This window comes from Paraburkholderia steynii (assembly GCF_900100565.1).
In the GTDB taxonomy this organism is placed as follows: Bacteria; Pseudomonadota; Gammaproteobacteria; order Burkholderiales; family Burkholderiaceae; genus Paraburkholderia; species Paraburkholderia terrae.
In genome coordinates this window covers 778189-789156 of the sequence record NZ_FNDI01000001.1, presented here as the reverse complement: position 1 = coordinate 789156, position 10968 = coordinate 778189, and the positions used below count along the sequence as shown (strand labels likewise).

The 10968-nt window shown below is 64.2% G+C and carries 8 protein-coding genes; 4 read left to right on the top strand and 4 right to left on the bottom strand.

The window, feature by feature from the left end:
* Window positions 1–586: 586 nt before the first annotated feature.
* Both BLT65_RS03515 and BLT65_RS03510 read right to left on the bottom strand, forming a co-directional pair.
* Entirely contained in the window at window positions 587–1093 is a 507-nt protein-coding gene (locus BLT65_RS03515) for a disulfide bond formation protein B (RefSeq protein ID WP_042316358.1), read from the bottom strand.
* A gap of 105 nt (window positions 1094–1198) precedes the next feature.
* On the bottom strand, window positions 1199–2587 hold the full coding sequence (locus BLT65_RS03510) for an amidase (RefSeq protein WP_091774702.1): 1389 nt from the start codon (window positions 2585–2587) through the stop codon (window positions 1199–1201).
* Window positions 2588–2791: 204 nt separating this feature from the next.
* Here BLT65_RS03510 and BLT65_RS03505 point away from each other — a divergent pair, with 204 nt between their 5' ends.
* The 3 genes from BLT65_RS03505 to BLT65_RS03495 all read left to right on the top strand — a co-directional run bounded on the left by BLT65_RS03505 (window position 2792) and on the right by BLT65_RS03495 (window position 7170).
* Entirely contained in the window at window positions 2792–4549 is a 1758-nt protein-coding gene (locus BLT65_RS03505; protein ID WP_091774700.1) for a cation:proton antiporter, read from the top strand.
* 161 nt (window positions 4550–4710) lie between these two features.
* Complete coding sequence (locus BLT65_RS03500; RefSeq protein WP_091774698.1) at window positions 4711–6135, top strand: gamma-glutamyl-gamma-aminobutyrate hydrolase family protein; 1425 nt, start codon at window positions 4711–4713, stop codon at window positions 6133–6135.
* Window positions 6136–6411: 276 nt separating this feature from the next.
* Entirely contained in the window at window positions 6412–7170 is a 759-nt protein-coding gene (locus BLT65_RS03495; RefSeq protein WP_091774696.1) for a DUF2968 domain-containing protein, read from the top strand.
* Window positions 7171–7330: 160 nt separating this feature from the next.
* Here BLT65_RS03495 and BLT65_RS03490 read toward each other — a convergent pair whose 3' ends face one another.
* Both BLT65_RS03490 and BLT65_RS03485 read right to left on the bottom strand, forming a co-directional pair.
* On the bottom strand, window positions 7331–8509 hold the full coding sequence (locus tag BLT65_RS03490; protein WP_244186403.1) for a hypothetical protein: 1179 nt from the start codon (window positions 8507–8509) through the stop codon (window positions 7331–7333).
* Window positions 8510–8671: 162 nt separating this feature from the next.
* Complete coding sequence (locus tag BLT65_RS03485; RefSeq protein ID WP_091774692.1) at window positions 8672–9229, bottom strand: GNAT family N-acetyltransferase; 558 nt, start codon at window positions 9227–9229, stop codon at window positions 8672–8674.
* 424 nt (window positions 9230–9653) lie between these two features.
* Here BLT65_RS03485 and tcuC point away from each other — a divergent pair, with 424 nt between their 5' ends.
* Window positions 9654–10955, top strand: a complete 1302-nt coding sequence (gene tcuC / locus BLT65_RS03480) for an MFS transporter (protein WP_091774690.1) — start codon at window positions 9654–9656, stop codon at window positions 10953–10955.
* Window positions 10956–10968 lie beyond the last annotated feature (13 nt).

The window sequence follows — 10968 nt, the reverse complement described above, 5'->3', positions numbered from 1 at the left end:
CTCTTACAGGGTGGGACGCTTGCCCTGTCGGTCCGGAGTGAGGCGTGCGGAGCACCTAGGCCTACACACAGTTTGCCACCTGGGCGGCGGTGGACTATCTGGTACGGCATGCTGCGACGCGGGTGCGTGAAGCGGGTGCTGCGCAGCGCAGGAGCGTTGGCAACGAACGCGAACAGGAAGGTTGCCGTGTGAAGTGAGGGACCGGTTGGGGGCCCTCAGGCGGGGAGAAGTGTTGGCGGTGTTAGCCGCTTTCTTTTGCCTACTTTTCTTTGCGGCGGCAAAGAAAAGTAGGTGCCGCCCCGCACAGGGGCGACGCTTGAAGCACGAAGGCAAAGCGCGGATGCTGCCGCAAAGGCCAAAAACACCAAACGGCAACGCGTGAAGCACGCTAACAAATCGCGGATGCCGCCGCAAAGGCCAAAAACACCAACCGGCAACGCGTGAAGCACGAAGGCAAATCGCGGATGCCAGCGAAGAAAAGGCAAGCCGCGAATACCGGCAAAAAGGCAACCCGCGGGCCAACACACCAACGAAACCGTTGACGACTTGAACCCGCGTTCCCCAGAAAATCCTAGGCAACCCCTTCTTACCGCGCGCGGCGATTCCGCCACAGACTAAACGCCAGCGCGACAAACGCAACAACGAACCCGATCAGCGACCAGCCAGGCAGGGAAATACCGAGAATCGGCGGATACGGTGTTTCGCACAGACCAGCGACCTTGAACACGCTCGGCAGCCAATGAGCGGGCGGCAGGCCGTCGACGATCGGCTGCAACGCATCGAACCCGCAGCTGAAGTTCGGATGCGACTGCACATACACGTGCCGGGCGGCCGTCAGCAACCCGCCGAGCGCCGACAAAAGCGCGAGCAGCTCGAGCAGCCTGACGCCCGTCCAGCCGCGCAGCCGCGCGCCAAGAAACGCGAAGATCGCGATCAGCAGATAGAAATAGCGCTGGATGATGCACAACGGGCAAGGATCTTCGTGCTCGACGAACTGCAGGTACAGCGCGCCCCCCACGAGCGCGAGACAGACGAGACCGAGTAAAACGAGCAGACTGCGCTCGCGGCGCAATGTAACGTTATCGATAATCATGATCCTGCTAGCGGTGGAAGTTCGGTAAAAGGTGCGGCGATTCTAGCCGAAGCACACGGCACATGCCGGGGCCTCCGCAAGCGACGCCGCCCATGGCAACAAATCTCAGCGAATCGTATTCAGTACCGCTTCGACGGCCCGTCCTATTCCCAGCAGCGCGTCATCCGCGTGCGGCGCGGCGGCCAGCATCAGCCCGACAGGCGCGCCGCCACGCGGATGACAGGGCAGCGAAATCGCGCACGCATCGAGGAAATTGAACGCGCTCGGGTTGCGCAGCACGAGGCCGTTGGCGCGGAAGAACGCCTCGTCGTCGTCGACCAGGCCGGCTACGCGCGGCGGCACGATCGGCACCGTCGGCGCGACGACGGCGTCGAAGCGCTGCCACATCGTGCGCGCCTCGGCAAGCACGGCGGCGCGTTCGGCGAGCAGGTCGAGATAGTCGGCGGCTGTCGCCGGCTGGCCCTTCAGGATGCGCGTGAGCACGCGCGGATCGTACGCGTCGCGTTGCGTTTCGAGCAGCGGCCGGTGCCACGCGTAGGCTTCGATCGGCGAAAAGCCGAAGCGGTTGATCGTGACGAGCCGGTCGAGCGGCGCAAAGCGCACGTCGCTGACGATCGCGCCCGCCGCCTCCAGATGCTTGAGCGCAGCGTCGTAGGCCTGCGCGACTTCCGGCTCGATATCGTCCGTGACATAGTGATTCAGTACGCCCAGCCGCACGCCTTCCAGCGGACGGGTGGCGGGAACGACGGGTTCCAGCCCGGCGAGAATCCGGTCGACCAGCGCGCAGCACGCGACCGTCGCGCCGATCGGGCCGAAGGCGTCGAGCGTCGGCGAAAGCGGCACGCCGCCTTGCTTGGGCACGCGGTCGGCGGTCGGCTTGAAGCCTGTCAGGCCGCATAGCGCGGCAGGAATGCGCAGCGAGCCGCCCGTGTCGCTGCCGAGCGCGACGGCCGCCATGCCGTCCGCCACCGAAGCCGCCGCGCCCGACGACGATCCGCCCGACACCCGCTCGTCGCCCTTCGCGCCGCGCCGGTAGGGCGACAGCGGATTGCCGTAGTGCGGGTTGAGGCCGAGGCCGGAGAACGCGAATTCGCTCATGTTCGTGCGTCCGACGATCACCGCGCCCGCGCGCTTGAGCCGCGCGACGGCAGGAGCGTCGGACGTGGCGGGCGCGGCGTTCGCCAACACCTTCGAGCCGGCGCGCGTCACTTGGCCTTCGATGTCGAACAGGTCCTTCACCGACACGGGAATGCCCGCGAGCGGCGACAGCACGGTCCCCGCCGCGCGTAGCCGGTCGTGCGCGTCGGCCGTGGCGCGGGCGTTGTCGGCGTCGACCCGCATGAAGACGGCCTCGCCCTGGCCGGCGGGATCGGCGATGCGTTCGAGCGCTGCTTCGACGAGCGCGCGGCTTGTGGTGCGGCCGGCGGCGAGATCGGCGGCAAGCTGGGCGAGCGGCGGGAAGGGCGTGGATTCAGGTGACGTGGCGGTGGTCATGGCGTGAGATCGAAGGTCGGCAGTCGAGAACCGTATTGTGACGCGTCGTGCGCGATCGGCGCGAATGCATCAAGACCGCGGAACGCCGCGTGAGTTTCGCCGAAAGCCGCTGTTTGTATCCTTTCTTCGTGCTGCGCTAAATGGTTTTTAACCGTTCGTGCGTTACCATCGCGTTCTGGATTACTTTTTGTAAGGAACAAGACTATGCACCACGGTATCGGCTTCATTCAGGATCTGGCAGTCGTAATGGCGCTCGCCGGCGTTGTTACCGTGCTGTTCCATCGCCTGAAACAGCCGGTGGTGCTCGGCTATATCGCGGCGGGCGTGATCATCGGGCCGTACACGCCGCCGTTCCAGCTGATTCACGACGAGCAGACCATCCAGACGCTCGGCGAACTCGGCGTCGTGTTCCTGATGTTCTCACTCGGGCTCGAGTTCAGCTTGCGCAAGCTGTTCAAGGTCGGCGCGACGGCCATCGTCGCCGCGCTGTCGGAGATCGTGCTGATGCTGTGGATCGGCTACGAGATCGGCAGCGCGTTCGGCTGGAATTCGATGGATTCGCTGTTTCTCGGCGCGATCCTCGCTATTTCGTCGACCACCATCATCGTCAAGGCGCTCTCCGAACTCGGCCTCAAGCGTGAGAGCTTCGCGCAACTGGTGTTCGGCATTCTGATCGTCGAGGACATTCTCGCCATTGCGATGCTGGTGCTGCTGTCGGGCATCGCGCAGACGGGCGAGCTGTCGGCGGGCGTCGCGTTCGTCACGCTCGGCAAGCTGCTGCTGTTCATGACGGTGTCGCTGGTGGTCGGTATTCTCGTCGTGCCGCGCGCGCTCAACTACGTCGCGAAGTCGCAGAGCGACGAGATGCTGCTGGTCTCCGTGCTCGGCTTCTGCTTCGCGTTCTGCCTGCTGGTCGTCAAGCTCGATTACAGCATCGCGCTCGGCGCGTTCCTGATCGGCGCGATCATGGCCGAGTCGCGTCACCTGCACCGTATCGAGCATCTGATCGCGCCGCTGCGCGACGCGTTTTCGGCGATCTTCTTCGTGACGATCGGGCTGATGCTCAACCCGGCCGTGCTGGTCGACTACGCGTGGCCGATCGCCGTCATCACGGTTGCCGTGATTCTCGGCAAGATCGTCTCGTGCGGGCTCGGCACCTTCCTCGCGGGCAAGGACGGGCGCACGGCGATGCGCGTCGGCATGACGGTGTCGCAGATCGGCGAGTTCTCGTTCATCATCGCGTCGCTCGGTCTCACGCTGAAGGTGACGAGCGCGTTCCTCTATCCGATTGCCGTCGCCGTCTCCGCGCTGACGACGCTCTTCACGCCGTACCTGATCCGCGCGGCCGACCCGCTCACGCAGCGCCTCGGCCGCGCGATGCCGCGCACGGTCGCCAACGTGTTCGGTATGTACGGGCAGTGGCTCGGCAGTTTGCGGCCAGCTTCCGGCGAGCCGACCGTGTTCGGCCTGACGCGTCGGATCATTCTGCAGATCGCGGTCAATCTCGCGATCGTCGCGGCGATTTTTCTGGGTGCGTCTTATGGGGCGCCTTACGGGAGTGGATTCATTGAGAAATGGCTGCCTTCCGAGCCGATGCAGCGCGTCGTGCTGTGGAGCGCTGCGCTGCTCGTCTCGCTGCCGTTTCTTGTCGCCGTCTACCGGAAGACCAAGTCGCTTGCGCTGCTGCTGGCCGAAATCAGCGTTCAGCCGGCGAAGGCAGGGCGCTTCACGAGCGCGATCCGCTACGCCATTTCGGACCTCGTGCCTGTCGTGTCGATGCTAGGCGTGTTTCTGCTCGTCGCCGCGCTGTCGAGCACGATCCTGCCGCCGACGGGCCTGCTCGTCGCCGTGCTGGTCGTCGCCGCGCTGCTGCTGACGCTGTTGTGGCGCTGGTGCGTGCGAATTCACGCGACGATGCAGATCGCGCTGCGCGAAACCTTCGACGAGCAGCCCGATCCATGATGCGGTACGCCTGTGTCGCGCCGATTGAGACACGTTCGCGCGAGGTTGCATGTTGTGTCCTGATGTGACGAATTGTGTGCTGGTTTGCCCCGGTGGGGCGCGAGGCGGATAATGAGACATGTCTAATCGTTCGCGCGCGAAGACGCGTCTGTCAAACAGTCATGAGCGAGAACAACTCCGATAACGCCGGCACACCCGGCACACCTTCTCCTTCGACGAGCCAATCCGGCGCAGCCGGGTCGCCATCGTCACCGGCCCCTTCGTCGACTCCCTCGGCCCCAACGCCCACGCCCACTCCCGCACGGGAAGCCAAAGAAGCGGCTTCCACCGATTCCCCCGAAAGCGCCTCCAACGTGACGCCCGAGAACGCCGCCGCCGCGCAGCGACGCGACGCCGAACAGGCACGCGCGAGCGCCGCGCAGGCGAGCGCGCAGCAGGAAGCGGCGGCGCGGGTGCAATCGGTCGTGTCGAACGCGGAACGGGCGGCGGCGACGGCGGCGTCGGCGAACCCACCAGCCGCGAGCGCTGCGTCAGGCGCGACGTCTGGTGCAGCGGACGCGGCGGCTAAGGCGCCTGCGGGCGGCGAGCCGGACGGCACGCTCGGCGCGTCGGCCAAAAAAGACGGCGCTCCGCCGCCGGGCTTCGGCTCGGCACCGGATTTCAGCGCATCCAATCCGCCACCCGCGAGCGCCTATCCGCCGGGACCGCCTGCCTATCTGAAGCACAACGATTCGGCGTGGTCCGTGTTCGGACGGATCATTGCGGCGCACGCGCGGCAGATTTTCGACCGCGCGGGCCGCAGGATCACACAGCGGACGTTGCGCATTGGCGTGTCGGCGCGGATCTTCCACCCGGAGCCGGGCGCGAGAGGGTTGCGCGGGAAGACGCTGCAGTATCTGGAAGAGTCGATCGCGCACTGGGTGATGTCGCGCGACGTGCTCGTCTTCATGATTCCGACCGTCGGCCATCAGGGGATGCTGCACCCGAGCAATATCCGCCTGCGCGACTACGCGAAGCATCTGGACGGTCTGCTGCTGCAAGGCGGCGCCGACGTGTCGCCGCAGTCGTACGCTGAGGTGGCGACGCGTCCCGAATGGCCCGGCGATCGCGTGCGCGACATGTACGAACTCGAGCTGCTGCACGAGTTCGTCGAGTCAGGCAAGCCCGTGCTCGGCGTGTGCCGTGGTTGCCAGCTGATCAACGTCGCGTTCGGCGGCACGCTCTATCAGGACATCGCGACGGATGTGCCGACTGCGGGCGTCCACGTCAACGAGCATTACGACCAGCATCGGCATTCGATTCATTTCCCCGAAGGCTCGACGCTCGTCAACATGTTCCCCGGCCGGCGCGAGGCGATCGTCAACTCGATTCACCACCAGGCGGTCAACCAGCTGGGACGCGATCTCAACATCGAGGCGGTGTCGGGGACGGACGGCATCATCGAAGCCGTGCGTTACCGGCGTGCGCCGTTCGTGATGGGCGTGCAGTGGCACCCTGAGTTTCACCGCGCGGGCGGTCCCGAACTGCTCGATTGCACGCCGTTGCTCGATACGTTCCTGCGGGTCGCGCGCGAAACGCGTTTCTGATTGCTGCGTTTTCTGAGTCTTTCGATTTGACGCGAGCGGGCCGCTGATGGCTCGCTCGCGTTTTTCATTTCTATCTGTCGAACGTCTGCGCGACTCCTGTCGCAAACTCATTAGTTTGAGAAAACAACCGTCGTTTTTACGATCTTTTGCGTTTGCGCATCGAATTGCTTAGTTGTCCGTTCATCTCGATTTAAAGTCCTGTCACAGCGCGTCAGAAAGGGCATATTCCTTGCGATAATCCGAGGCTGTTTCTGGATACGCATGGAGTATCGACGTATGAAGTACCCCTTGGATCTGCGCCGCATGGTATTGCTCACGCTTGCTTGCGCGCTCATGCATGGCGGCGTCGCGCTGGCGGCCGGCAAGTCGGCGGCAGGCGTGGGCGTCGTGCGCGCGGGCTCGGGCGCGGCGAAAGGCGCACAAGTCGACGCGCCGGACACTCAAAGCGATGCCGGCTCCGCCGACGATACGGGCAGTGCGGGCAGTGCCCCCGGTCTCGACGCGAATGTCGACGCAAGCGGCAGCGTACAAGGCGAAGTCGCCGATCTGATGCAACTGATCCACGACGGCGGCCTGACGGAAATGCGCACCACGTATAACGGCCGTTATGGCGCTTCGCTGTTCTTCCACGCGCAGAGCATGACGTACTACGTCGCGCTGTTTCAGGACAAGCACTTCTGGCGCGTTATCAGGACATCCGACGAGGCGCGGGCCGAATCCATCTATACCGGCTTCGCGCGGCAAACGGCGCAACTCGCTGACGTCGAGATCCGCCGAGCTCAGTTGCAGGCCCAGAAGGCATCGATCGAGCGGGTGATCGGCGAGTCGCAGGCGCGCGCGCAGCGGCTGCAAGCGGATATCGAAGTGGCGCGCGCCCAGGAAGCGAAGGTCGCCGATTATCAGCGGCAAACGCAGGACGAAACGCTCGCGCTGCGTGACGAAAAGGACAAGGCTCAGGCGCAATTGCGTCAGTTGCAGCAGCAGGTGCTGCAGTTGCAGCGTCAGACGGAGGCCGGGCTGCCGGGGAACCGGTGACGGCGTTTGCTGCGTGCAAGCTTGCAGACGCCGGCACTGCCTGTTGGCAGCAAAACGCAGCATGGTGTCGTGACAGAAGAAGCGAAGGGCTGAGTACAGAATTTATCTGGACTCAGCCCTTTTTTTTGAGACTGATTCGGATGGGTCGCCGCTCGCGGACTTACTTCGAAAAGCTATCGGGGACTTCGGTGACGCGCCGTTGTGACATGTGGTTCATCCACTCGGTGCTGTTGGTGTTCACGCGGTCCTGGCGGATCGTGACCGGCGCGACATTCCGTACATGCGTGCTCGCCGACATCGTGACGGAATCATAGTCGCCATTCAGGCGCGCCGACGGCGCGAGAGGGGAGTAGTCGCCAGCCACAGATGGCAAGTGACGCGCGCGATGTCCCGTCGAAAGCCGTGCTTCCGCCGATGCCTGCAAGTCGTGACGCGGCGTGATGTCCAGCGTGCGGGCCGCTGCATGAGGCACGCGACGCGCGCTCGTATTCGCAAACTGGTTGCGCTCGCGCTTCGTCGAGTTAACTTTGCGTACATCTCGCGCCGAACGATCGATGCCCGACGGCTTAGCGCTCCTTGGCGGAACGCTTGCATGGGCATCGACAGTGCGCGTAGCGACGGACGACGTACGATCCGCGGTGATTCTCGACGCTTTAGGAGCAGGCGTTTCGTAACCAGTAGCGGGCGAAGCGGACGCATGTGTCGTTGCAGACGCGGTACGCGTGGAGGGAACATGTCCGGCGTCACTGCCCGACGTGTTGATCGTCGTGCGCTCGTCCAGTTTGCGCGCCGTCAGATCACCGCGCGTGCGATTCCCCGCGACGGGAGCATCCGCCGGGCGCTCGATATTCCCGGAACGGCTATGCACGTATTCAGCCTGATTCGCAGCGGCATTGAGCGTCACCTTGGGCGCTGCGGCGAGCGTCGGCGACGCAGTCTGTCGCGGATGGTTCGCCATCAGCCACGCAATCGCGGCCACGCCACCGATTGCGCATGCGCCGCCCGCAAGCGTGTTCCATTGACGGCTCTCACGAGCCGGCGCGCGCATCGGATGACGCATGCCCAGTGGAATCGGGCTGGGCATCGCGGCAGGTGCCAGCGTGGCGGAGGGCTTTCGCAGACTGTCCGGATCCCAACGGCACATGGCGCGGATAGCGTCGGCACTCAGGCAAAAGGTGCGCAGCATCGCGGCGTACAGCGCCTTCAGTTCCGTGCGGAAGCTGACATTGGGCGGCAGCAGCGCCCATTCGCGGCCGAGCGAGCGCGATACCAGCTCAAGAGGGCGAAGGCGCGGCATTCTGATTTCGCCGACTACTAGTGTGAGTGGGGATGTCGACACGTCTTCGCCTCGTTCTTGTTCGTTTGTTTGGCCTCGAAGCGGCGGACGACAGCAGATGTGAACGCAACGCACGTTCACGGCCCGGTCGAGGCGTTGGGTCGCGGTATCGTGGCAGACGGTTGTCGATTCAACGATCGGAGAACTCTTAAATACTTAGTTATCTTAATAATGTGTCGATTCGCGATTCAGCCGGTAGACATATCTCAATGCCGTGATATCGACTCCGCCCATATGATCGGGCTCGGCGCCCGAAAACTGCCAGCCTTGCCGTTCGTAGAACGCGATCGCGGACGCATTGCCTTCCAGCACATAGAGATACAACTGCGCCTCGCCTTGCTCGCGTGCCCAGTCCTGCGCGGCGCGCATCAGCAGCTTGCCTGCGCCGATTCCCTGGTGCGCGGGTAGCGCGTGCAGATTGTCGAGCAGCACGCCCAACGGCGAATCCGGCTGGCGCTCGACGCATACGAAGCCGATCGGCTCGCCCGCACGCTCCGCGACCAGCACGGTCCGCCGTTCGGCGCCTGGCGCCGACATCCGCGCGCGCCAGTACGACGCTCGCTCCAGCGTGACCTCGCCGTCGAGAAATGCATCCGGCAGCAGCCCGCGATAGGTCGCCTGCCAGCTCGCGCTATGGATGGCGGCGATGAGATCGGCGTCGGCCTCGGTCGCGGGGCGCAGCGTGAGGGACGAAAGAGCGGGAAGCGAAGCGGAATCGGACATTGCGGCGGTAGTGCGCGGTAGAAAGGAGCGGATTGGCCACCAGCAGGCGGCAAGAGAGTCACAGAGAGTCACGATACGGCGCATGTCGCCCGGCGTCACCTGGCGCGGCTTGCCGGTCGAAAGCCGTATCGGAAGAATTTTCTTGGAAGTGCGTGTTTGTAAGCAAATTGTATTAAATGCACGTCCTTCAGAGTAACGTTATTATCACGTCAGGCCCATGTCGTAAGCGAAATATCACGTTTACCCTGATATCTCGACAGCATTTGCCGCATGAGAATACCGCGCCCACGCAAAGCGCCGCGCCCCGACGGGCGCAGACGCGACCCGGCCGAGCCGGACTGGGCATCCGCGCTGTTCCGGCGGACCGTTTGAACTGCCCAACGCTGTCTGTTCCTGCAGGCAGCGGGCTCATTTCGAGAAAGTCATGGCAACTGCATCCCATGCTCAAGTAGCGACGGACGAATCCAAGGTCCGTACCGTATTCCGCGTCGTCAGCGGCAACTTCCTGGAAATGTACGACTTCATGGTCTACGGCTACTACGCCGCTGCGATCGCGAAGACGTATTTTCCGAGCGGCAATGAATTCGCATCGCTGATGCTATCGCTGTCGGTGTTCGGCGCGGGCTTCCTGATGCGTCCGCTCGGCGCGATCGTGCTCGGCGCGTACATCGACCATCACGGCCGCCGCAAGGGCCTGATCCTGACGCTCGCGCTGATGGCGCTCGGCACGCTCACCGTCGCGTCGATCCCGGGCTACGCGACGATCGGCGTGCTCGCGCCCGTGCTCGTGCTGATCGGGCGGCTGCTGCAAGGCTTCTCGGCGGGTGTGGAACTGGGCGGCGTGTCGGTGTATCTGTCGGAGATCGCGACCAAGGGCAACAAGGGCTTCTATTGTTCGTGGCAATCGGGCAGCCAGCAGGTGGCCGTCGTGTTCGCCGCGCTGATCGGCGTGATCCTGAACCGCATGCTGCCCGCCGACCAGATGACGTCATGGGGCTGGCGCGTGCCGTTCCTGATCGGCTGCCTGATCGTGCCGTTCCTGTTCATCATTCGCCGCTCGCTGAAGGAGACGGACGAGTTCCTTGCGAAGAAGCACCGTCCCTCCGTCAGCGAGATTTTTGCGTCGATGCTGCAGAACTGGGGCGTCGTGCTGGGCGGCATGGGCATGGTCATCATGACGACGGTGTCGTTCTACATGATCACCGCGTACACGCCGACCTTCGGCAAGGAAGTGCTGAAACTTTCGTCGATCGACACGCTGATCGTGACCGTCTGCATCGGCGTATCGAACCTGGTCTGGCTGCCTGTGTCGGGCGCGATCTCGGACCGCATCGGCCGCCGTCCCGTGCTGCTGACGTTCACGATCCTCACGATCCTGACGTCGTATCCGGCTGTGCAATGGCTCGTCGCCGATCCGTCGTTCGCGCGCCTTTTGATGGTCGAGCTGTGGCTGTCGTTCCTGTACGGCTGCTACAACGGCGGCATGGTCGTCGCGCTGACGGAAGTGATGCCGGTCGACGTGCGCACGGCGGGCTTCTCGCTGGCGTACAGCCTGGCGACGACGATCGGCGGCTTCACACCCGCCATCGCGACATACCTGATTCACTCGACGGGCAACAAGGCGGCGCCCGGCCTGTGGATGAGCGTAGCGGCCGTCTGCGGCCTGATCGCGACGCTCGTGCTGTATCGCACGCCGGAAGCGCGCAACCAGTATCGGACGGCGTAAGCGTTCGTTGCGC

Bases quoted from the DNA above. Each gene is read 5' to 3' on its own strand.
- BLT65_RS03500 (WP_091774698.1), top strand. From the start codon at position 4,711: ATGAGCGAGAACAACTCCGATAACGCCGGCACACCCGGCACACCTTCT.
- BLT65_RS03495 (WP_091774696.1), top strand. From the start codon at position 6,412: ATGAAGTACCCCTTGGATCTGCGCCGCATGGTATTGCTCACGCTTGCT.
- BLT65_RS03505 (WP_091774700.1), top strand. From the start codon at position 2,792: ATGCACCACGGTATCGGCTTCATTCAGGATCTGGCAGTCGTAATGGCG.
- tcuC (WP_091774690.1), top strand. From the start codon at position 9,654: ATGGCAACTGCATCCCATGCTCAAGTAGCGACGGACGAATCCAAGGTC.
- BLT65_RS03515 (WP_042316358.1), bottom strand. From the start codon at position 1,093: ATGATTATCGATAACGTTACATTGCGCCGCGAGCGCAGTCTGCTCGTT.
- BLT65_RS03510 (WP_091774702.1), bottom strand. From the start codon at position 2,587: ATGACCACCGCCACGTCACCTGAATCCACGCCCTTCCCGCCGCTCGCC.
- BLT65_RS03485 (WP_091774692.1), bottom strand. From the start codon at position 9,229: ATGTCCGATTCCGCTTCGCTTCCCGCTCTTTCGTCCCTCACGCTGCGC.